Raw genomic sequence first — 20,814 nt, 5'->3', positions numbered from 1 at the left:
GCGATGACCGATGAAATCTATATGGCGCGCGCGCTGGAACTGGCGCGGCGCGGCCGTTTTACCACCATGCCGAATCCGAACGTCGGCTGTGTGATCGTACGCGACGGTCAGGTGGTGGGCGAGGGCTGGCATCAGCGTGCCGGTGAACCCCATGCTGAAGTCCATGCTCTGCGGATGGCCGGTGAAAAAGCGCGTGGCGCGACCGCCTATGTCACGCTGGAGCCATGCAGCCATCATGGCCGCACGCCGCCCTGCAGCGATGCGCTGATCGCCGCCGGTGTCAGCCGGGTAGTCGCGGCGATGCAGGACCCCAATCCGCAGGTTGCCGGTCGCGGTCTGCACCGTCTGCATCAGGCCGGGATTGCGGTCAGTCATGGGCTGATGATGGACGAAGCGGAAGCCCTGAACCGCGGTTTCCTGAAGCGGATGCGTACCGGTTTCCCGTGGATCCAGCTCAAACTGGGTGCCTCGCTGGATGGTCGCACTGCGATGGCGAATGGCGAAAGCCAGTGGATCACCTCAGCGGCCGCGCGTCGTGATGTTCAGCGGTTACGGGCGCAAAGCGCCGCGATCCTCAGCAGCAGCGCCACGGTGCTGGCTGACGATCCCTCACTGACGGTGCGCTGGTCCGAACTCAACGCCGACACCCAAGCATTACTGGATGAGCAGCAACTGCGGCAGCCGCTGCGGGTGATCATCGACAGCCAGAACCGGGTGACACCGCAGCATCGCCTGATTGACCAGCCGGGCGAAACCTGGCTGATGCGCCATCAACCCGATCAGCAGTCGTGGCCTGCCAGCGTCACGCAAATCGCGGTACCGCTGCGCGAACAGCAGCTGGACCTGGTGGCGATGATGATGCTGCTGGGTCAGCGTCAGGTGAACAGCGTCTGGGTCGAAGCGGGTGCCAGCCTGGCGGGCGCGCTGCTGCAGGCCGGACTGGCGGATGAACTGATTGTTTATCTGGCACCGAAGTTACTTGGCGACCAGGGTCGCGGCCTGTGCCAGCTGCCGGGCCTTGATCGGCTGGCCGATGCGCCGAACTTTGTTTTCCGCGACGTTCGTCAGGTCGGCGAGGATTTACGCCTGACCCTGACGCCGCAATAACACGGACGGAAAAGCGAGAGCACGCCGCCGAAGAGTATGATAGAATCCGCCCCCCTGCGCGGGGCCAAACAAACCCCCTGAAAGGATAAGTATGAACGTTATCGAAGCTGCTGTTGCAACGCCTGAGGCCAATGTTGCCATCGTTATTGCGCGTTTTAACAACTTCATTAATGACAGCCTGCTGGATGGTGCAGTTGATGCCCTGAAACGTATTGGCCAGGTCAAAGATGACAATATCACCGTAGTCTGGGTTCCTGGCGCGTATGAACTGCCTCTGGCAGCGCGCGCGCTGGCAAAAACCAGCAAGTATGACGCCGTTATTGCACTGGGTACCGTGATTCGTGGTGGCACCGCTCACTTCGAATATGTGGCCGGTGAAGCCAGCTCCGGTATCGCCAGCGTCGCCATGAACAGCGAGATTCCAGTCGCGTTCGGCGTGCTGACCACCGAAAATATCGAGCAGGCCATTGAGCGTGCTGGCACCAAAGCCGGTAATAAAGGTGCCGAAGCGGCCCTGACTGCGCTCGAAATGATCAACGTATTGAAAGCCATTAAAGCCTGATTTTTGTAAGGGGAATTTTGTGAAACCTGCTGCTCGTCGTCGCGCCCGTGAGTGCGCTGTTCAGGCGCTTTACTCCTGGCAGTTGTCTAACAACGACATTGCCGATGTGGAATACCAGTTTCTGGCGGAACAAGACGTCAAAGACGTCGACATTAGCTATTTCCGCGAACTGCTGTCCGGTGTGGCGACCAACAGTGCGTATCTGGATGGACTGATGAAGCCTTACCTGTCGCGTCAGCTCGAAGAGCTGGGCCAGGTCGAAAAAGCTATCCTGCGTATCTCGCTGTATGAGCTGAGCAAACGCGATGATGTGCCCTATAAAGTGGCCATCAACGAAGGGATTGAGCTGGCGAAAGTGTTCGGCGCTGAAGACAGCCATAAATTTGTTAACGGCGTACTGGATAAAGCCGGTCCACAGATTCGACCCCATCGCAAATAAACAAAAAGGCCGGCTTGCCGGCCTTTTTTCATAAAGGGTTAAGCGGAACGCAATTATGTCTTGTGGTGAATTTGAACTCATCGCACGCTACTTCAACCGCAGAACGCGCAGCCGTCGTGACGTCGAACTCGGCATCGGCGACGATTGTGCGTTACTTAGCGTGCCGGAAAAACAGACGCTGGCGATCAGCACCGATACCCTGGTCGCGGGCGTGCATTTCTTACGGGATATCCATCCTGCCGATTTAGGCTACAAAGCGCTGGCGGTTAACCTCAGCGATCTCGCCGCGATGGGCGCCGATCCGGCGTGGCTGACGCTGGCCTTAACCCTGCCGCAGGTCGATGAGAGCTGGCTCTCTGCGTTCAGCGAAAGCCTGTTCGAGCTGCTGGAATATTATGATATGCAGCTGGTGGGCGGCGATACCACGCGCGGCCAGCTGAGCCTGACGCTGGCGATTCATGGCCTGGTGCCGCAGGGCCGCGCCCTGAAACGTTCGGGCGCAAAACCGGGTGACTGGATCTACGTCACCGGCACGCTGGGTGACAGTGCGGCCGGTCTGGCGCTGCTGCAACATCACTGCCGTATCAGCGATCCGGCGGTGCATGAAGCGCTGATTAAACGCCATCTGCGGCCGATGCCGCGCATTCTGCAGGGGCAGGCGCTGCGCTCTCTGGCTTCCTCGACGGTGGATCTCTCTGACGGGTTGATCTCTGACCTCGGTCATGTGCTGAAAGCCAGCGGTTGTGGCGCGCGGCTAAACCTCGACGCGTTACCGCTCTCTGCCGCGCTACGCGATCACTTCGAGCCCGATCAGGTGTTACGCTGGGCGCTGAGCGGCGGCGAAGATTATGAGCTCTGCTTTACCGTGCCTGAGGTGAACCGCGGCGCGCTGGACGTGGCGCTGGGTCATCTTGGCGTGCCTTATACCTGCATTGGTCAGATGGCACCGGAGTCGGAAGGGCTGCTGCTGCTGGAAAACGGCAAGCCAGCGACGTTCCGCCATAAAGGGTTTGATCACTTTGATGCTAAATAACGACGTGGCAAAAGGCCGGCTGCGGATGAGCAATCCCTGGCATCTGCTGGCGACCGGTTTTGGCAGCGGACTCAGCCCGGTGGTGCCTGGCACCATGGGATCGCTGGCGGCGATTCCCTTCTGGTGGCTGATGACATCTCTGCCGCAGGATCTTTACTCGCTGGTGGTGCTGGTGGGGATCTGCGTCGGCGTTTACCTCTGTCATCGTACCGCCAAAGATATGGGCGTACACGATCACGGCAGCATTGTCTGGGACGAGTTTATCGGCATGTGGATCACGCTGATGGCGATCCCGGTTAACAGCTGGCAGTGGGTGCTGGGCGGCTTTGTGCTGTTCCGCATTCTGGATATGTGGAAACCCTGGCCGATACGCTGGTTCGATCGCAACGTGCATGGCGGTATGGGCATCATGGTTGACGATATTATTGCCGGCGTGATTGCCGCGGCGATGCTGTATGGCTTTGGGGTCTGGCTGGCCGGTTAAGACGGTTGTTGGCATCCCGCATGGAATGCCGTTATTGCCGCGCACCTTAACTCCGCGGTTAAGGTGCGCGCGTCAGCGTTTACTCGTATCCGACCGCCTGATGCGGTTGATAGACCTCTTCCAGCGCGGCAATCTCAGCTTCACTCAGCGTCACCTCTACCGCCCTCACCAAATCATCAAACTGCTCAGCTCGCGAAGCACCAATAATGGGTGCGGTGACGGCTGGCTTACTCAACAGCCATGCCAGCGCTACCTGCGCCCGGCTAACCCCTTTATCCTCAGCGACCTGCGCCAGCCGTTGCGCGATCGCCGCATCGTTCTCTTCAGTGTTGGCATACAGTGATTCCATCACCTTATCTGAGCTGGAACGCGCGGTGGTTTCGCCCCACGGACGGGTCAGCTTGCCGCGCGCCAGCGGACTCCACGGCAGCACGGCGATCTGTTCCTGCAGGCAGAGCGGGTGCATTTCACGCTCCTCCTCACGCTGAATCAGGTTGTACTGATCCTGCATGCTGACGAAGCGATGCCAGCCCCGATCCTTCTGCATCGTAAGTGCCTGAGCAAACTGGCTGGCATGCATCGATGAGGCACCGATATAGCGCGCTTTGCCGGATTGCACCACATCGTGCAGCGCTTCCAGCGTCTCCTCCAGCGGCGTGTCGTAATCCCAGCGGTGGATTTGCAGCAGATCGACATGCTCCATTCCCAGGCGCTGCAGACTGTCATCAATCGATTGCAGGATATTCTGGCGCGACAGGCCCTGCGACAGGTTACTCAGCGGAAAGTAGACTTTGGTAGCGACCACTACCTCGTCGCGGCGGGCAAAGTCTTTCAGCGCCCGGCCGAGGATCTCTTCACTGCTGCCATCGGAGTAGCTGTTGGCGGTGTCAAAAAAGTTGATGCCGGCATTCAGCGCCTGCTGGATCAGCGGACGACTGCTCGCTTCCGGCAGCGTCCAGGCGTGATTGCCGCGGGTCGGCTCTCCAAAGGTCATACAGCCGAGACAGAGACGCGAAACCTGCAGATCGGTATTACCCAGTTGAATGGTTTTCATAATGGCTCCAGCGGCATAGCGCATGATTTTTAGCAGAGAATAAGCATAGCAAGGGTTGCGCTCCCCGAGGGGAGCGCAGAGGAGGGGATTACTGCGCCAGCCAGCTGGCGATCTGTTGCTGAATACCTTCTGCATCCAGCAGATAGTCATGACGGATTTCGTCCTGCGTACCCTGCGGGATGAACTCATCAGGCAGGCCGATATTCAGAACCGGAATGCGCAGACGCTTCGCCATCACCAGTTCGTTGACGCCACTGCCCGCGCCGCCTTTGATGGCGCCTTCTTCCAGCGTAATCAACGCTTCGTGACTGGCCGACAGCTCAGCGATCAGCGCCTCATCCAGCGGCTTAACGAAGCGCATATCCACCAGCGTGGCATTAAGCGCTTCTGCTGCGGCAGCCGCTTCCGGTAACAGCGTACCGAAGTTGAGGATCGCCAGTTTTTCGCCCTGACGCTTCACCACGCCTTTACCCAGCGGCAGGCTTTGCAACGGTGCCAGCGGCGTGCCGATGCCGGTGCCGCGCGGATAACGTACCGCGCTTGGACCATCCTGATAGTGATAACCGGTGTAGAGCATCTGCCGGCATTCGTTCTCATCGCTCGGCGTCATGATCACCATATCCGGCACGCAGCGCAGATAGGCCAGATCAAACGCGCCCTGATGGGTCTGACCATCGGCACCAACAATGCCGCCGCGATCGATAGCAAACAGGACCGGCAGTTTCTGGATAGCCACGTCGTGGATCAGCTGATCGTAGGCGCGCTGCAGGAAAGTGGAGTAGATGGCAACGATCGGTTTGTAGCCGCCAATCGCCATCCCGGCCGCGAAGGTCACTGCATGCTGCTCAGCAATCGCCACGTCAAAATACTGGTTAGGATATTCGCGTGAGAAGCCGACCATACCGGAGCCTTCACGCATCGCGGGGGTGATCGCCATCAGTTTCGGATCGTCGGCTGCCATTTCGCACAGCCAGTTACCGAAAATCTTCGAGTAGCTCGGCAAGCCTTCTGCGCTTTTGGGCAGTTCGCCGCTGGCGGGATCAAATTTCGGTACCGCATGCCAGGCGATCGGATCTTCTTCTGCCGGCGCGTAGCCTTTGCCTTTTCGGGTCATGATGTGCAGGAACTGCGGCCCTTTCAGGCTGCGCATGTTGCTCAGGGTATTGACCAGCGTCAGCACATCGTGACCGTCGACCGGACCGATATAGTTAAAGCCCAGCTCTTCGAACAGCGTACCCGGCACCACCATGCCTTTCAGATGCTCTTCGGTGCGGCGCACCAGCTCTTTAATCGGCGGCAGGCCGGTCAGCACGCGCTTTCCGCCTTCGCGCAGTCGCGCATAGGTTTTGCCCGACAGGATCTGCGCCAGGCGATTGTTCAGCGCGCCGACGTTCTCCGAGATCGACATCTCGTTATCGTTCAGGATCACCAGCATGTCTGGTTTGATATCGCCCGCGTGGTTCATCGCTTCAAATGCCATGCCCGCGGTGATGGCACCGTCGCCGATAATACAGGCGGTGCGACGACCCAGGCCTTCGCGCTCTGCCGCCGCCGCCATGCCGAGACCCGCGCTGATTGAGGTTGACGAGTGGCCGACGCTCAGCACGTCATATTCACTTTCGCCGCGCCAGGGAAACGGATGCACGCCATTTTTCTGGCGAATAGTGCCAATGCGATCGCGACGACCGGTCAGGATTTTATGCGGATAAGCCTGATGACCCACATCCCAGACCAGATGGTCGAACGGGGTGTTGTAGACATAATGAAGCGCAACCGTCAGTTCGACCACGCCTAAACCCGACGCAAAGTGGCCGCTTGAGCGGCTCACGCTGTCTAGCAGATACTGACGCAGTTCATCACAGAGCGCGGGCAACTTCTCTTTCGGCAGGGCGCGCAGCTCCTGAACCGTATTTGCCAGCGCCAGTGTCGGGTATTTTGCAATATCAAAACTCATCAGAGACTCATTATGGAAGTTATTTGTCGCGTTCAATTATGAAGCTCGCCAGCGCCTGCAATGCTGTGGTGTTATAGGATTGCGCTGCGAGAATTTCTAATGCATCAAGGGCTTCCTGATACAAATCCCGCGCTTTAGCACGGGCCTGTTCTAACCCTAACAGTGAAGGATAGGTGCTTTTGCCGAGATGTTGATCGGCTCCCTGACGTTTTCCGATAACCGCGGTATCGCCCACCACATCCAGAATGTCGTCCTGTACCTGAAAGGCGAGGCCGATAGCCTCAGCATAGCGGTCGAGTGCCGGTAAAGCTGCCCGACCCGTTTCGCCTGCCGCCAGCGCACCCAGCCGCACTGCGGCGCGAATCAGCGCGCCGGTCTTATGGCGATGAATCTGCTCCAGCTGAACCAGATCCACCGACTGACCCTCTGCCGCCAGATCCAGTGCCTGACCGCCACACATCCCCGCCACGCCGCTGGCCTGCGCCAGTTCCGACAGCATCATAAGCCGATACTCTGCGCTGACGCCCGGCATTGGCGTATCGGTCAGAATCGAGAAGGCCAGCGTCTGTAAGGCATCGCCGGCCAGTATCGCGGTATCTTCGCCATACTTAATGTGGCAGGTCGGCTGCCCGCGACGCAGTGCGTCGTCGTCCATCGCAGGGAGATCGTCATGAATCAGAGAGTACGCGTGAATGCATTCAACCGCCGCAGCGGGCGCATCCAGACTCGCCGGGTCGGCATGAAGCATTTCGCCGGTGGCATAAACCAGAAAAGGGCGCAGGCGTTTACCGCCTAATAATGCCCCATAATGCATGGCATTAACCAGAGGAGAACTCTGAAAAGGGAGTGGCTCTATAAAGCGCGTCAATGCGGCATTCACCTGCTGGTGATACCCATTCAGCATCTGGGCAAAATCCATTAGTCGTTTTCCGGGGTAAAAGAGGTGAGTTCGGCATCTTTATCGTCGCTCAGCAAAATGCGCACACGCTGTTCAGCCTGTTGCAACGTTTGCTGACCGGTACGCGCCAGTTGCACGCCCCGCTCAAACTCATTCAGTGCCTCTTCCAACGGCAGTTCACCACTTTCCAGACGGCTGACAATCTGTTCCAGCTGCTGCAATGACGTTTCAAAGCTGGCTGGCTGTTCGGCTTTTTTCGGCATATTTTGGGTCGACTCACGGTTGGGACATTATCCTGCAATCGGTCATGGTAGCTGAGACCAAATGATTAGCAAAATAATCAATGCGGCGGCTGTTGAAGAAGCAGTCACCTGACAAAGGTGATATACTCCTGCGCCTCGGATGCGGTTGCGCCATGCAGCCCGCAATTTTGTGATTTTACCAGCTAAGTGCTGCCTGTTTTAGCACTTATTTGCCCAACGAAGCTGTGTCGCCATGAAGTTTATCATCAAGTTATTTCCTGAAATCACCATCAAGAGTCCGTCGGTGCGTTTGCGCTTTATTAAGATTCTTGCCAGCAATATCCGCAATGTCCTTAAGACTGTCAGTGAGGATATCGCGGTCGTGCGCTATTGGGATCATATTGAAGTGCGTTCTAAAAATCCGGCGCTCGGGGAGATTATTCCTGATGAGCTGACGCGCATTCCAGGGATCCACCACGTTTTAGCGGTAGAAGATCGCGAATACACCGATATTCATCATATCTTTGAGCAGACCTTAGCCCAGTACCGCGACAGCCTGGAAGGAAAAAGCTTCTGCGTCCGCGTTAAGCGTCGCGGTAAGCACAGCTTCAGTTCACAGGATGTGGAACGTTATGTCGGTGGCGGACTGAATCAGCACATCGAAAGCGCGCGCGTTCAGCTTAAAAACCCGGACGTGACGGTCAATCTTGAAGTGGAAGAGAACCGGCTGACGCTGGTGACGGCGCGCTATGAAGGGCTGGGCGGATTCCCGATCGGCACTCAGGAAGATGTGCTGTCGCTGATTTCTGGCGGCTTCGACTCCGGCGTCTCCAGCTATATGCTGCTGCGTCGCGGCAGCCGCGTGCACTACTGCTTCTTTAATCTGGGCGGCGCAGCGCATGAAATCGGCGTTCGTCAGGTCGCGCACTACCTGTGGAATCGCTTTGGCCGTTCGCATCGGGTTCGCTTTGTGGCGATCAATTTCGAGCCGGTGGTGGGTGAAATCCTGGAAAAAGTGGATGATGGCCAGATGGGCGTGGTGCTGAAACGCATGATGGTGCGTGCCGCCTCCATCATTGCTGAGCGCTACGGCGTGCAGGCGCTGGTGACCGGTGAAGCGGTCGGCCAGGTCTCCAGCCAGACGCTGACTAACCTGCGCCTGATCGATAACGCCTCGGACACCCTGATTCTGCGTCCGCTGATCTCGCATGATAAAGAGCACATCATCAAGGTGGCGCGTGAGATCGGTACTGAAGATTTTGCCAGCACCATGCCGGAGTATTGCGGCGTGATCTCAAAAAGCCCGACGGTGAAAGCGGTTAAGGCGAAGATTGAGGCAGAGGAGCAGAATTTCGACTTCGCTATTCTCAATCGGGTAGTGGAAGAGGCGACCAACGTCGATATCCGTACCATCGCTGAGCAGACCGAAGAAGAGGTGGTGGAAGTTGAAACTGTGGCCTCGCTGGGCGATAACGATATCGTGCTGGATATTCGGGCGATTGATGAGCAGGAAGAGAATCCGCTCAAGCTCAGTGCGACTGAGGTTAAATCGCTGCCGTTTTATAAGCTCAGCAGCCAGTTTGGCGATCTCGATCAGAACCGTACCTGGTTGCTCTATTGCGATCGCGGCGTGATGAGTCGTCTGCAGGCGCTTTATCTGCATGAGCAGGGCTTTAAAAACGTTAAAGTTTACCGCCCGTAGGGCTTCTCCGCCGGTAACAACGCCAGTCGGGACGATCACCGTCCTGACTGGCCGCCGCTGTTATCATCAGGCCTGATAGTCGTAAATGCCCGGAGCCAGCACCAGTTGTGCCGCTACTTCGCGCGCCATCTCTTTTCCCACCAGCAGATCAATCAGCTTCAGGGCAAAATCCATCGCAGTACCGGGTCCCTGACTGGTCAGCAGCTTCACCCGCGGGTCCCAGACCACCCGACGCTCCATCCATTTCTCTTCAGGAATTGTCTGTTTCAGGCCGGGAAAGCCCGTCATGTTGCCTACCGGGAACAGATCGTGCGGCACCAGTACCGTACCGGCCGCGGCACAGATGGCCGCAACAATTTTATCGTTAAGATGATACTGCCGCACCGTTTCGACCAGCAGCGGGCTGTCGCGGAATGTCTTTGCGCCTTTCAGCCCGCCGGGCAGCACTATCGCCGTATAATCGTTATCTGCCACCTCGACCAGGGGCGCATCGGCCAGCAGGCGAACGCCACGTGAGCAGCGGATTTCAAGGCTGCCATCACTCTCAACGCTGGCGGTTACCACTTTCAGTCCGGCCCGCACCAGCAGGTCGATAGTGGTAACGGCTTCGGTCTCTTCACTGCCATGTGCCAGGCAAACCAGTACCGATGCGTTCGCGGACATAATAAGACTCCTTACGTTTAACAATGTCATACAGACGGCTGTTTTCAGTCAGCACCAGGCCGTGGGCGCGGGCGCGGCGCAGCAGAAAGCCGCTGATATAGTCGATTTCAGTCAGCCGCTGAGCGCGGATATCCTGCAGCATCGACGAGGTATTGGCGGCGGTGCTTTCAATCACGTCGAAAATCATATCCTGCAGGCTTTCGCTGGCGACGGCCTGACCTTCGCGCTCCATGACCCAGCTGATCTCCTCGCACAAGCGTGCGATCGGGTCGGCATAGGCGCGTAACGCACCGTTCTGACACTCATACTCTACCGTCATCGGATTAATCACGCAGTTGACCGCCAGCTTGCGCCAGCAGGCGGCGCGGATATTGTCGTGCCAGGCGACGTCGGGTAGCGCATGATGCAGAATCTCAGCCAGGTCGCTGTAAGCGGCGCTTTTGCGGTTGCCGGGACCGATATGAGTGATGCCGCTGGCGATGTGTTTAATCACCGTGCCGTCGCGCATCGCGGCATGAGTGGTGACGCCGCGCAGCAGCGGCTGAGTCAGCCCTTTCAGCTCCTCCAGCGTCCCCATGCCATTGTGCAACAGCAGCACCGGGCAGTTTTCTGCCAGCACGCTTTCAAGATTTTTAACCGCCGGGGAGACCTGCGGGGCTTTCAGGGTCACCAGCAGCAGCTGGCTTTCAGCCAGAAACAGCGGATCGTTAGCGATAAACGTACGGTTTGAAATGTTGCCTTGCGGATCGACGACATTGGCTGAGCAATAAGGCTGAGGGACCCGTAACCATCCCTGAACCTCGTGTCCCTGGCGAGCCAGCGCCGTGAGCCAGACCTGCCCCAGAGCACCGCAACCTAACACGGTAATTTTCATACTGCCTCCCGCTGGCGGGCTATCCATTTATTATTTACTGTCACTGTACAAGTATAGCGTTGTACGCAGCCTGATTTTATTTAGCGCCTTAAGACGCGTATTATGCATGTCACTTTAGCGTCAGGAGAAGAAGAGATGCCATCTTTCGATATCGTTTCAGAAGTCGATCTGCAGGAAATTCGCAATGCGGTGGAAAATGCCAACCGTGAAGTGTCTACCCGCTTTGATTTCCGCAACGTGAGCGCCGAATTTGAGCTCAACGAAAAGAATGAAACCATCAAAATCACCAGCGAGTCCGATTTTCAGGTCAAACAGCTGGTCGATATTTTGCGTGAGAAACTGCTGAAGCGCGGAATTGAAGGCGGTGCTTTAGAGGTGCCGGAAGAGATTGAGCACAGCGGTAAAAGCTGGGCGGTGGATGCCAAACTGAAAAAAGGCATTGAAAGCGATGTCGCGAAGAAGCTGGTGAAGCTGATTAAAGACAGCAAGCTGAAAGTGCAGACGCAGATTCAGGGTGAAGCCCTGCGCGTGACCGGCAAAGCGCGTGATGATTTGCAGGGTGCGATGGCAATCGTGCGCGGCAGCAATCTGGGACAGCCATTCCAGTTTAAAAACTTCCGCGATTAAGCGGCAGCAGGCTGAGTTTCAGCATGAATGCAGTGATAAAAACCCGGCTAAGGCCGGGTTTTTTGTTGTTGAGTTTGGGTGGGCTTCTGTTGCTTTAAAAAAGTCGAAATTCTGGAGGGAGTTGGGAGCTGTAGGGCGTTTGTGCGATCGCGCGCTTGTTCAGGGAGCATGTGCCTTTCGCAAAGACGCGAAAGCGCCATGGATGGCGGCTTTTGCGACTTTCCGATCTGACCGTGTTCCCTGAGCCAGCTCGATCCTGAAGCGAAACGAGCTGACGTTATCACTAAACTTTTTTAAGCTAGCAACTACCCAGCAGAGCTTCCAGCTCAGGGCGGCTGGTAATCTTGCTATCAATTTTGATGTAAGCGCTTTTCTCTTCCGGCACGATGAACACCGAGTTGACGCCAGGCTGCGCTTTCAGGCGCTGCTCCAGATTGGGGGCCGCCAGTGCCGCATCGCTCAGCACCAGACGCAGGCTGCTGACGTATGGCGGCTCCTGCATTGTCATGCTGACAAACAGCCAGGCGGCGGCAACGATGGCACCGACCAGGAATACGGTCTGCGCATCGAAGTGACCGAATACCCAGCCGCCCATGCTGCCGCCTACCGCCACGCCGAGGAACTGGCTGGTGGAGTAAAGACCCATCGCCGTGCCTTTATAGCCAGCGGGCGACTCTTTACTCACCAGCGACGGCAGAATCGCTTCCATCAGGTTAAAGGCAAAGAAGAACAGCTGAACGCCGATCACCAGCGTCCAGAAGTGACCCGCCGCGCCCCACAGCACGATCTCAGCCACCACGATCGTCCCGACGCAGCCCACAAACACTCGCTTCATGCGGCGTTTCACTTCGGCGTAGATGATGAACGGCACCACGCCGGCAAAGGCAATCAGCATCGTCGCGAGATAGACTTTCCAGTGCTCCGGAGCCGGTAAGCCCGCCTGTTCAAACTGGCCGGGCAGGGCGACAAAGCTCGACATCAACAGCACATGCAGGCAGAAAATACCGATATTGAGTTTAACCAGTCGGGAATTGGCCAGCACTTTGCGGAAGCTGCCTTTAACCATGCCGGATTCACGGTTCAGCACATGGTGAGAGGCAGATGGCACCACCAGCAGGGTAATCACAATGCCGAGCGAAGCCAGGATCGCGATCATCCAGAACAGCGCATGCAGACCCAGCGCATGAGTGACGATCGGGCCGACCACCATCGCAATCGCGAAAGTGATACCGAAACTGATGCCGATAAAGGCCATCGCCTTGGTGCGGTTCTGTTCACGGGTCAGATCGGACAGTAACGCCATCACCGCGGCGGCAATCGCCCCGGAGCCCTGCAGAGCGCGCCCCAGGATAATCCCCCAGATCGATTCGGTGCAGGCCGCGATGACGCTGCCGAGCACAAACAGCAGCAGCCCGCCAACGATCAGCGGCTTACGACCGATACGGTCTGAGAGCAGACCAAAAGGAATCTGAAATATCGCCTGAGCCAGGCCATAAATGCCAATCGCCAGGCCGATTAAGGTTTCGCTCGCACCCTGTAACGCCATGCCATAAGTGGTCAAGACCGGCAGGACCATGAACATTCCCAACATGCGCAGGGAAAAGACCGTACCGAGGCCCCATGTGGCGCGCAGCTCCACCGGAGTCATTTTATTATCGTTCATTCCAACCTCTGTTAATGTGCTGCGTTCATTCTAGGGGGCGGGGCAGGGCGGGTAAAATAATAGTTTTTAAGCAGTGGTAACAAAAAGAAAGGGCGCGAAAATCGCGCCCTTTTCATGCTGTTGCGGTATCGGTTACCCGATGTAAGTCAGCAGGTCTTTTGAGGCGGGTGCCATCGAATCTACCGACATCATCACGCTCAGCGCGGTGATAGCGACGATAGAGAAAACGAACAGCTTCCGCGCCCAGACACGATCGTTAGAGGTCTTGTAACCCGATAACGCCATGCCCAGCCACCAGACGCTGACGGCCGCAGCGACCACCAGATATTTGTAGCCAGCGTAACCCCCCAGCGTCAGCATCAGCGTGGCAATCATAAACGCCAGAATGTAGAGCGTAATATGATTCTTCGCCACCGAGATACCTTTCACCACCGGCAGAACCGGGATGTTGGCGGCCTGGTAATCTTTAAAGCGGAAGATAGCAATCGCATACGAATGCGGCATCTGCCACAGGCTAAAGATCGCCAGCAGGATTAACGCGCCCGCATCAAACTCGTTGGAGACCGCGCAGTAACCGATCACCGGCGGCGCGGCGCCAGACAGGCTGCCGATCAGCGTACCGTAGACAGAATTACGCTTCATATAGAGGCTGTAAACGCCCACGTACACCACGAAGCCCATCACCGCCAGCCACATGGCCAGCGGGTTAGCGCCGAAATAGAGCAACGCAAAGCCAGCAATACCCAATACAGTGGCATAAACCAGGCTTACTTTCGCGGAGATGAGGCCTTTTACCAGCACCCGATTCCTGGTTCTCTCCATTTTGATGTCGATGTCGCGGTCAATCACGTTGTTGAAAACACAACCTGATGCGACCACCAGTGACACGCCAACCAGTGCGGTGAGAAACAGGGCGTAATCAATGCTGCCTTTAGAAGCCAGCAAAAATCCGCCGATCACAGAAATTAAATTCCCGAAAATAATTCCTGGTTTTGTAACTTGCAGGTATTGCTTAAACATTACGCGCGACTCTTTAGTGAGGCATCATGTTGTAGTTGAGGTTCCACATGATCCACAGTGAGCCTACAACGACAATCAGGATGATGATTGCCGAGAAGACAATGGCCACCATGTTCCAGCCACCCTCAGATTTGCTGTCTAAGTGCAGGAAGTAAACCAGGTGCACCAGCACCTGAATCACTGCACAGACCAGCACAACACCGAGAATGGTACCGTGAGAGGCACTGCCATCCATTACCATCCAGAACGGGATCGCCGTCAGGATGATAGAGAGGATGAAGCCGATCATGTAAGACTTCACGCTACCGTGAGAAGCGCCATGTTCGTTAACAGAATGACTCATTACATGGCTCCCATCAGGTATACAACGGTGAAGACGCAAATCCAGACCACGTCCAGGAAGTGCCAGAACAGGCTCAGACACATGATACGGGTACGGTTAGTGGCATTCAGGCCGCGTTTAGAGACCTGGAACATCAGCACCAGCATCCAAATCAGACCTGAGGTCACGTGCAGACCGTGGGTACCGACCAGCGTAAAGAAGCCAGACAGGAAGCCACTGCGATCCGGACCAAAGCCTTCGGCAATCAGGTGATGGAATTCATAGATTTCCATGCCGATGAAGCCCAGACCGAACAGGAAGGTCAGCGCCAGCCAGCCGATAACGGCACCTTTTTGCTCCTTGTTCATGGAGATAACAGCCATGCCGTAAGTGATCGAACTCAACAGCAGCAGGGCGGTTTCTACCAGAACAAATGGCAGTTCAAAGATATCTTTACCTGCCGGGCCACCGGCAGTGTTGTTGACCATAACTGCATAGGTCGCAAACAGGGTTGCGAAGATAATGCAGTCACTCATCAGGTAGATCCAGAAGCCAAAGACTTTATTGGCTCCTGCATCGTGATGCCCATGCTCCGCATGGGCGTCGTGGTGATGCTTAATCAGAGTTTCAGTTGACATTATTTCAGACCTGCTTTGCTGATATCGTCAAAGTGCTGCTTCTCAATCTTCTGAACTTCGGCAACCGGTACGTAGTAATCCACGTCCTCGTCGAAGCTCTTCACGATCCAGGTAACGATCATGCCGAGGAAAGAGAGACCTGCCAGCCACCAGATGTGCCAGATCAGCGCGAAGCCCATAACCGTGGCGAATGCACAGATGATCAACGCGGCACCACTGTTTTTCGGCATATGAATTTCTTCATATTTTTCCGGCTGTTTGTACGCTTCGCCTTTCTCTTTCATTTCCCAGAAAGCGTCACGCTCATGCACATGCGGGATCACGGCAAAGTTGTAGAACGGTGGTGGTGAAGAGGTTGCCCACTCCAGCGTACGGCCGCCCCACGGGTCACCGGTCAGATCGCGGTTCTGGTCACGGTCACGGACCGAAACGTAGAACATGGTCAGCTGACACAGGATACCCATTGCAATCAGACCGGCACCGACCGCAGCAACCACCAGCAAGGAGTGGAACTGTGGATCGATATCCTGGCTCAGACGACGGGTCATACCCATGAAGCCCAGTGCGTACAGCGGCATAAAGGCAACGAAGAAGCCAATAATCCAGAACCAGAATGCGCGCTTGCCCCAGGTTTCGTTCAGGGTGAAGCCGAAGGCTTTCGGGAACCAGTAGGTCACGCCCGCCATACAACCGAACACCACACCACCGATAATCACGTTATGGAAGTGTGCAATCAGGAACAGGCTGTTGTGCAGAATGAAGTCAGCACCCGGAACGGCCAGCAGTACGCCGGTCATACCCCCTACGGAGAAGGTTACCAGGAAGCCAACGGTCCACAGCATGGCAGAGTGCATCTGAATGCGGCCCTGATACATGGTGAACAGCCAGTTAAAGATTTTAACCCCGGTCGGAATCGCGATGATCATCGTCATGATACCGAAGAAGGCGTTAACGTTGGCACCCGCACCCATGGTGAAGAAGTGGTGCAGCCAGACGATGAACGACAGAACGGTAATGGCGATGGTCGCCCACACCAGCGAGGTGTAACCAAACAGACGTTTTTTGGAGAAGGTCGCGGTAATTTCTGCGAACACACCAAACACCGGCAGGACCAGAATGTACACTTCCGGATGACCCCAGACCCAGATCAGGTTGACGTACATCATCATGTTCCCGCCCATTTCATTGGTGAAGAAATGGAAGCCGAGATAACGATCAAGCGTCAGCAGCGCCAGCGTAACGGTCAGAACCGGGAACGCAGCGATGATCAGGACGTTGGTGCACAGCGCAGTCCAGGTAAAGACCGGCATTTTGAACAGGCTCATGCCCGGTGCGCGCATCTTCAGAATGGTCACGAAGAAGTTAATACCGGTTAAGGTCGTACCAATACCGGAGAGCTGGAGACTCCAGATCCAGTAATCGACCCCGACGCCGGGACTGTACTCCGCGCCGGAGAGCGGCGGATAGGCCAGCCAGCCGGTCTGTGCGAACTCGCCCACACCCAGCGACAGGTTAACCAGGATCACACCGACCGCAGTAAACCAGAAGCTCAGGTTGTTCAGGAACGGGAACGCAACGTCGCGTGCGCCAATCTGCAGCGGAACGGCGATGTTCATCAGGCCAACCACGAACGGCATCGCCACGAAGAAGATCATAATCACGCCGTGCGCGGTAAAGATCTGGTCGTAGTGATGCGGTGGCAATATGCCTGCTTCCCCGGCCGAAGCCAGAACCTGTTGGGTACGCATCATGATCGCATCGGCAAAGCCACGCAGCAGCATGACGAAGGCCATGATGATATACATGATACCCAGTTTTTTGTGGTCAACAGACGTTAGCCATTCTGACCACAGATATTGCCATTTACCAAAATAGGTGATGGCAGCAATGACCGCCAGACCACCTAAGATGATACCGGCGACCGTAACCATGATAATCGGCTCATGGTACGGCACTGCATCCAGTGTTAATTTTCCGAACATCGTATTATTCCTCGGCTCCCGCGGAAGCGGCGTGACTCATGTCCATACCTTCGTGCTCTGGCATGTCCATTTTCCCGTGGCTCATCTTGAACTTGTTAATGACTTGCAAGAACAGTTTCGGATCAGCTGAAGAGAAATATTCCACCGGATGATTTTCGCTTGGCACAGCCACTTTCTCGAAATCTTCCATAGTGTTCAGCGTGTTAGGGGCTGCTTTAACTTTAGCCACCCACTGCTGGAATTCCGCATCGTCTTTGGTTGCAATGGCTTTAAACTTCATGCCAGAGAAACCGCGACCACTGAAGTTCGCAGAGATACCGTCGAAAATCCCTGGCTCATTCGCAATCAGATGCAGCTTGGTCTGCATACCAGCCATCGCATAAATCTGGCTGCCGAGCGTCGGGATGAAGAAAGAGTTCATGACGGAGTTGGACGTGATTTTGAAGTTCACGGGCGTATTTGCCGGGAAGGCAATCTGGTTCACGGTCGCAATACCCTGTTCCGGGTAAATGAACAACCATTTCCAGTCCAGCGCAACCACATCGATCTCAACCGGTTTCACATCAGATTGCAGCGGTTTGCTGGGCTCCAGTGCGTGGGTTGATTTCCAGGTCAGCACGCTGAGGAAGAGAATGATCAGGATCGGAATGGTCCAGACCACGGCTTCCACTTTGTTAGAGTGTGACCAGTTCGGGCTATACTTCGCATTCGTGTTGGACGCCCGATATTTCCAGGCAAACACCACGGCCATCAAGACTGCGGGGATGACGACGATCAACATCAGGCCAAAGGCAGTCAGTATCAGCGAACGTTGCTCCAGTGCAATCTGTCCTTTGGGATTTAACAATGCACTATCGCAGCCACTCATTAATAAAGTGCCTGCAATTAATGACAAAATCCCCAAACTTTTATTGTATTTACTGAGTCTCATTTAACGACCTCAATGACAAAGGGCTCTATTGTCGTTTAAGTGTGCGCGCATTTTACGGGAAGGTTTATGCAGTGTAAACCAGCTTAAGGATGTGTCAGAGGCGTGTTGACACCTTTTGCTAAGGGTGTCACAGATGTTGCTTCAGGTGACAAATTATTAACGCAGACAAGCAGTTGGGGCCAATATAACAAAAACCAATGGAAGTAACCGCTAAAAAATCAGGGAAAGGAATAACCCTTACTTTTATCTCCAGATTATTTAACAAATTCGCATCATTTGATCGATGAAATTTAACCAAACTAATTGCTCACCGGTTTTTAGTATTTCAGAGGTTCCTATTTTAGCAAGAATGTTTTTTTTAAAAATAACACGCGATGATAAAACTCAGCGACCTCTGGCTGCAGGCAAACAATAAGCGGTCACCGGTGAAACATTGATTCCGCTAATGACTGGTGGCGGCAGAGGATGGCGTGTTTTTCAGCGCCCGATAGTCGAGCAGCACGCCCGCCAGCACCGCCAGCAAGGTCAGCGCCATTCCGATTTCAAACAGTGTTGAAAGCCACGGTGCCAGGGCTGTTACGCCGAGCGCGTTAAGCGCCAGCGTCAGCAACCACAGCGCCAGTACGCCGCACCCTGTGGCGAACAGACGGTTGGTCCAGCGATAGCCTTGCGGGTAGCAGCAGCGCACCAGGAAGGTGCCGCTTTGCTGTACCTGATCCAGCGTCTGGCGGCAGAATGCCAGCAGCACTAATCCCGGTAAGCCAGCGACCACGGTAAAGGCATAAAACGTCGGCCAGCCCCAGAGTTCCACCAGCCAGCCGGCAGCCGGACCGACATAAACCCGGCCAACGGCGGAGAGCGCCGACAGCAGAGCAAACTGCGTCGCGGAAAAGGACTTGTTGCACAGCGTCATTAACAGCGCCACAAACGCGGCAGTTCCCATACCGCCGCACAGGTTTTCAACAAAGACTGCGCTCGCCATGCTCCACAGATGCTTGTCGGTCACCGCCAGCAGCCAGTAGCCAAAATTCGACACCGCCTGCAGTACGCCAAAAATCATCAGTGCCCGGAACAGGCTCAGACGCTGCATCAGCACGCCGCCATACAGCGCGCCGATAATGGTAGCCAGCAGCCCCAGCGTTTTATTCACCAGCCCGACATCCCCGGCGTTGAAGCCCACACCCCGGATCAGGAAGGTGGTCGTCAGCGAGGCGGCAAAGGCATCGCCCAGCTTATAAAGGATGATCAGCGTGATCAGCAGCCAGGCGTTGTTGCGCTGGAAAAAGTCTTTAAGCGGGTCGACCACCGCCTGCCGCAGTGAATGCGGCGTGGAGATGCGTGTATCCGGCTCACTGGCCATCAGCGTGGCAATGATGCCCGGCACCATCATCAGCGCCATCAGCCAGTAGGTCGCCTGCCAGCCCAGATAGCGGTCAGCCAGCCACAGCGCCAGTCCACCCGAAATCAGCATCGCCAGCCGGTAGCCCAGTACGGTAATTGCCGCGCCGCTGCCGCGTTCTTCAGGCGGCAGGATGTCCGTTTTCCAGGCGTCGAATACGATGTCCTGTGACGCAGAACAGAAAGCGATCAGCACGGCCAGCGCGGCCATCAGAGTCAGATCCCGGCTGGGTTGCAGAAAACCCATCGCCACAATGCCGCCGACCAGCGCCAGCTGACTCAGCAGTAACCAGCCGCGACGTCGCCCAAGAAACGGCGGCGTGTAGCGGTCCATCATCGGCGACCAGAGAAACTTAAACACGTACGCCTGTCCCACCAGCGAAAAGAAGCCGATGGTTTTCAGGTCAACATTTTCCACCGTCATCCACGCCTGCAACGTACCGGCGGTCAGGGCCAGCGGTAGCCCGGAAGCAAAGCCAAGCAGCAATAAGACGGCGGCGTTTTTCTGACTGAAGAGGCGAAGATAGTGGTTCATGCTGACCCTGATGGTAACGATGTGCCCGGCGCAGCGCCGGGCAGGCGTGAAGCGGAATTAACGGGCGTTTTGCTTGATGAAGTCGTTGACGCTGGTGTCCTGCGCCATATCAGCGATGACATCGCTCATGGTGGAGTTGACGGCGTCGGTGATCTTCTGGTTACTGGCGCTGAAAGCACCTTCTACGCTGTAGGTCTGGCGGTAGTTTTTAACCTGCTTGTTGCCATTTTTCGCGGTAGCGATGATGGAGATATCCGCTTTGGTGGTAATGCTGTAGCGCACATTGCCCTGGGTCACGTCGGCATAGAGGTTGTTCACCACAATCTGCAGATCGACCGCGCCATTCGGGCCCACCATATAACCGCGTGCGGTCATCTGCTTCTCCAGCACTTCCTGCAGCAGGAAACGCAGATCGCGCGAAGGCGTCAGCGTCACTAGCTGACCATCACGGTTCACTTTTGCCAGCGCCTGATCGCTGCGTTGATCGGCGCCGTTGATGCTGACAGTTACGCCCATCAGGCCAGGGTCCTGCTGAGGCAGCTGAATTTTGGGCTGGATAGTAAGGGTATTATTGCTGGTTGCACAGCCGGCCAAAATGAAGGCAGCCAGCAGCGGGAATAACAGTTTTTTCAACATACTTTTTCTCGTGGGTGTCGGGGGTTGGTTTGCAAAAACTGCCGCCATCA

At 56.0% G+C, this 20,814-nt stretch carries 21 protein-coding genes; 7 read left to right on the top strand and 14 right to left on the bottom strand.

The window, feature by feature from the left end:
- Positions 1-3: 3 nt before the first annotated feature.
- From ribD to pgpA, 5 genes are all read left to right on the top strand, one after another.
- Positions 4-1,107 carry a bifunctional diaminohydroxyphosphoribosylaminopyrimidine deaminase/5-amino-6-(5-phosphoribosylamino)uracil reductase RibD gene (ribD, locus tag LZU96_RS15720; protein WP_233985128.1) on the top strand — a complete coding sequence of 368 codons (1,104 nt, stop codon included), beginning with the start codon at positions 4-6 and terminating at the stop codon, positions 1,105-1,107.
- 91 nt (positions 1,108-1,198) lie between these two features.
- Positions 1,199-1,669 (top strand): 6,7-dimethyl-8-ribityllumazine synthase, encoded by a 471-nt coding sequence (gene ribE, locus LZU96_RS15715; RefSeq protein WP_094120173.1) that lies wholly within the window; start codon positions 1,199-1,201, stop codon positions 1,667-1,669.
- A gap of 19 nt (positions 1,670-1,688) precedes the next feature.
- Positions 1,689-2,108, top strand: a complete 420-nt coding sequence (nusB, locus tag LZU96_RS15710; protein ID WP_094120174.1) for a transcription antitermination factor NusB — start codon at positions 1,689-1,691, stop codon at positions 2,106-2,108.
- A gap of 55 nt (positions 2,109-2,163) precedes the next feature.
- The gene (gene thiL, locus LZU96_RS15705) at positions 2,164-3,141 is read left to right on the top strand and encodes a thiamine-phosphate kinase (RefSeq protein WP_233985127.1); all 978 of its coding nucleotides are present in this window, start codon (positions 2,164-2,166) and stop codon (positions 3,139-3,141) included.
- Positions 3,131-3,625 carry a phosphatidylglycerophosphatase A gene (gene pgpA / locus LZU96_RS15700; protein ID WP_233985126.1) on the top strand — a complete coding sequence of 165 codons (495 nt, stop codon included), beginning with the start codon at positions 3,131-3,133 and terminating at the stop codon, positions 3,623-3,625. Before thiL ends, pgpA begins: the two co-directional genes overlap by 11 nt.
- A 79-nt stretch (positions 3,626-3,704) precedes the next feature.
- On the opposite strand, the gene LZU96_RS15695 is transcribed toward pgpA, so the two are convergent.
- The 4 genes from LZU96_RS15695 to xseB form a co-directional block, all read right to left on the bottom strand.
- On the bottom strand, positions 3,705-4,679 hold the full coding sequence (locus LZU96_RS15695; RefSeq protein ID WP_233985125.1) for an aldo/keto reductase: 975 nt from the start codon (positions 4,677-4,679) through the stop codon (positions 3,705-3,707).
- 88 nt (positions 4,680-4,767) lie between these two features.
- Entirely contained in the window at positions 4,768-6,633 is a 1,866-nt protein-coding gene (dxs, locus tag LZU96_RS15690) for a 1-deoxy-D-xylulose-5-phosphate synthase (RefSeq protein ID WP_233985124.1), read from the bottom strand.
- Positions 6,634-6,652: 19 nt separating this feature from the next.
- Positions 6,653-7,552 carry a (2E,6E)-farnesyl diphosphate synthase gene (gene ispA / locus LZU96_RS15685; RefSeq protein ID WP_233985123.1) on the bottom strand — a complete coding sequence of 300 codons (900 nt, stop codon included), beginning with the start codon at positions 7,550-7,552 and terminating at the stop codon, positions 6,653-6,655.
- Entirely contained in the window at positions 7,552-7,794 is a 243-nt protein-coding gene (gene xseB / locus LZU96_RS15680) for an exodeoxyribonuclease VII small subunit (protein WP_094120180.1), read from the bottom strand. The genes ispA and xseB overlap by 1 nt, the downstream gene beginning before the upstream one ends.
- A 232-nt stretch (positions 7,795-8,026) precedes the next feature.
- On the opposite strand from xseB, the gene thiI reads away from it, so the two are divergent.
- Complete coding sequence (gene thiI, locus LZU96_RS15675; protein ID WP_233985122.1) at positions 8,027-9,475, top strand: tRNA uracil 4-sulfurtransferase ThiI; 1,449 nt, start codon at positions 8,027-8,029, stop codon at positions 9,473-9,475.
- 66 nt (positions 9,476-9,541) lie between these two features.
- Here thiI and yajL read toward each other — a convergent pair whose 3' ends face one another.
- Both yajL and panE read right to left on the bottom strand, forming a co-directional pair.
- Complete coding sequence (gene yajL / locus LZU96_RS15670; protein ID WP_233985121.1) at positions 9,542-10,138, bottom strand: protein deglycase YajL; 597 nt, start codon at positions 10,136-10,138, stop codon at positions 9,542-9,544.
- Entirely contained in the window at positions 10,092-11,012 is a 921-nt protein-coding gene (gene panE, locus LZU96_RS15665; RefSeq protein ID WP_233985120.1) for a 2-dehydropantoate 2-reductase, read from the bottom strand. The genes yajL and panE overlap by 47 nt, the downstream gene beginning before the upstream one ends.
- A 135-nt stretch (positions 11,013-11,147) precedes the next feature.
- Between panE and LZU96_RS15660 the strand changes: the two genes are divergently transcribed.
- Complete coding sequence (locus LZU96_RS15660) at positions 11,148-11,639, top strand: YajQ family cyclic di-GMP-binding protein (protein ID WP_003852530.1); 492 nt, start codon at positions 11,148-11,150, stop codon at positions 11,637-11,639.
- Between the two features lie 298 nt (positions 11,640-11,937).
- Here LZU96_RS15660 and LZU96_RS15655 read toward each other — a convergent pair whose 3' ends face one another.
- From LZU96_RS15655 to LZU96_RS15620, 8 genes are all read right to left on the bottom strand, one after another.
- Positions 11,938-13,302, bottom strand: coding sequence for an MFS transporter (locus LZU96_RS15655; RefSeq protein ID WP_233985119.1), 1,365 nt, complete (start codon positions 13,300-13,302; stop codon positions 11,938-11,940).
- Positions 13,303-13,434: 132 nt separating this feature from the next.
- Positions 13,435-14,322, bottom strand: a complete 888-nt coding sequence (cyoE, locus tag LZU96_RS15650; RefSeq protein ID WP_094120184.1) for a heme o synthase — start codon at positions 14,320-14,322, stop codon at positions 13,435-13,437.
- Positions 14,323-14,335: 13 nt separating this feature from the next.
- The gene (locus LZU96_RS15645; RefSeq protein WP_008924889.1) at positions 14,336-14,665 is read right to left on the bottom strand and encodes a cytochrome o ubiquinol oxidase subunit IV; all 330 of its coding nucleotides are present in this window, start codon (positions 14,663-14,665) and stop codon (positions 14,336-14,338) included.
- Positions 14,665-15,282 carry a cytochrome o ubiquinol oxidase subunit III gene (locus LZU96_RS15640; RefSeq protein ID WP_013356987.1) on the bottom strand — a complete coding sequence of 206 codons (618 nt, stop codon included), beginning with the start codon at positions 15,280-15,282 and terminating at the stop codon, positions 14,665-14,667. Before LZU96_RS15640 ends, LZU96_RS15645 begins: the two co-directional genes overlap by 1 nt.
- The gene (cyoB, locus tag LZU96_RS15635) at positions 15,282-17,264 is read right to left on the bottom strand and encodes a cytochrome o ubiquinol oxidase subunit I (RefSeq protein WP_233985118.1); all 1,983 of its coding nucleotides are present in this window, start codon (positions 17,262-17,264) and stop codon (positions 15,282-15,284) included. Before cyoB ends, LZU96_RS15640 begins: the two co-directional genes overlap by 1 nt.
- Before the next feature lie 4 nt (positions 17,265-17,268).
- Positions 17,269-18,195, bottom strand: coding sequence for a cytochrome o ubiquinol oxidase subunit II (gene cyoA / locus LZU96_RS15630; protein ID WP_233985117.1), 927 nt, complete (start codon positions 18,193-18,195; stop codon positions 17,269-17,271).
- 442 nt (positions 18,196-18,637) lie between these two features.
- Positions 18,638-20,128 (bottom strand): muropeptide MFS transporter AmpG, encoded by a 1,491-nt coding sequence (gene ampG, locus LZU96_RS15625; protein WP_233985116.1) that lies wholly within the window; start codon positions 20,126-20,128, stop codon positions 18,638-18,640.
- Positions 20,129-20,185: 57 nt separating this feature from the next.
- Positions 20,186-20,764: a lipoprotein gene (locus tag LZU96_RS15620; protein WP_233985115.1), complete on the bottom strand. Its 579-nt coding sequence runs from the start codon at positions 20,762-20,764 to the stop codon at positions 20,186-20,188.
- Positions 20,765-20,814: the final 50 nt, after the last annotated feature.

The organism is Pantoea agglomerans (assembly GCF_021397715.1).
Lineage (GTDB): Bacteria > Pseudomonadota > Gammaproteobacteria > Enterobacterales > Enterobacteriaceae > Pantoea > Pantoea astica.
This window is presented reverse-complemented; position numbering and strand designations above follow the sequence as displayed.

Bases quoted from the DNA above. Each gene is read 5' to 3' on its own strand.
- thiL (WP_233985127.1), top strand. From the start codon at position 2,164: ATGTCTTGTGGTGAATTTGAACTCATCGCACGCTACTTCAACCGCAGA.
- cyoE (WP_094120184.1), bottom strand. From the start codon at position 14,322: ATGTTTAAGCAATACCTGCAAGTTACAAAACCAGGAATTATTTTCGGG.
- LZU96_RS15660 (WP_003852530.1), top strand. From the start codon at position 11,148: ATGCCATCTTTCGATATCGTTTCAGAAGTCGATCTGCAGGAAATTCGC.
- xseB (WP_094120180.1), bottom strand. From the start codon at position 7,794: ATGCCGAAAAAAGCCGAACAGCCAGCCAGCTTTGAAACGTCATTGCAG.
- thiI (WP_233985122.1), top strand. From the start codon at position 8,027: ATGAAGTTTATCATCAAGTTATTTCCTGAAATCACCATCAAGAGTCCG.
- ampG (WP_233985116.1), bottom strand. From the start codon at position 20,128: ATGAACCACTATCTTCGCCTCTTCAGTCAGAAAAACGCCGCCGTCTTA.
- pgpA (WP_233985126.1), top strand. From the start codon at position 3,131: ATGCTAAATAACGACGTGGCAAAAGGCCGGCTGCGGATGAGCAATCCC.
- LZU96_RS15655 (WP_233985119.1), bottom strand. From the start codon at position 13,302: ATGAACGATAATAAAATGACTCCGGTGGAGCTGCGCGCCACATGGGGC.
- yajL (WP_233985121.1), bottom strand. From the start codon at position 10,138: ATGTCCGCGAACGCATCGGTACTGGTTTGCCTGGCACATGGCAGTGAA.
- panE (WP_233985120.1), bottom strand. From the start codon at position 11,012: ATGAAAATTACCGTGTTAGGTTGCGGTGCTCTGGGGCAGGTCTGGCTC.
- dxs (WP_233985124.1), bottom strand. From the start codon at position 6,633: ATGAGTTTTGATATTGCAAAATACCCGACACTGGCGCTGGCAAATACG.
- ribE (WP_094120173.1), top strand. From the start codon at position 1,199: ATGAACGTTATCGAAGCTGCTGTTGCAACGCCTGAGGCCAATGTTGCC.
- ispA (WP_233985123.1), bottom strand. From the start codon at position 7,552: ATGGATTTTGCCCAGATGCTGAATGGGTATCACCAGCAGGTGAATGCC.
- LZU96_RS15640 (WP_013356987.1), bottom strand. From the start codon at position 15,282: ATGTCAACTGAAACTCTGATTAAGCATCACCACGACGCCCATGCGGAG.
- cyoA (WP_233985117.1), bottom strand. From the start codon at position 18,195: ATGAGACTCAGTAAATACAATAAAAGTTTGGGGATTTTGTCATTAATT.
- LZU96_RS15695 (WP_233985125.1), bottom strand. From the start codon at position 4,679: ATGAAAACCATTCAACTGGGTAATACCGATCTGCAGGTTTCGCGTCTC.
- LZU96_RS15645 (WP_008924889.1), bottom strand. From the start codon at position 14,665: ATGAGTCATTCTGTTAACGAACATGGCGCTTCTCACGGTAGCGTGAAG.
- LZU96_RS15620 (WP_233985115.1), bottom strand. From the start codon at position 20,764: ATGTTGAAAAAACTGTTATTCCCGCTGCTGGCTGCCTTCATTTTGGCC.
- ribD (WP_233985128.1), top strand. From the start codon at position 4: ATGACCGATGAAATCTATATGGCGCGCGCGCTGGAACTGGCGCGGCGC.
- cyoB (WP_233985118.1), bottom strand. From the start codon at position 17,264: ATGTTCGGAAAATTAACACTGGATGCAGTGCCGTACCATGAGCCGATT.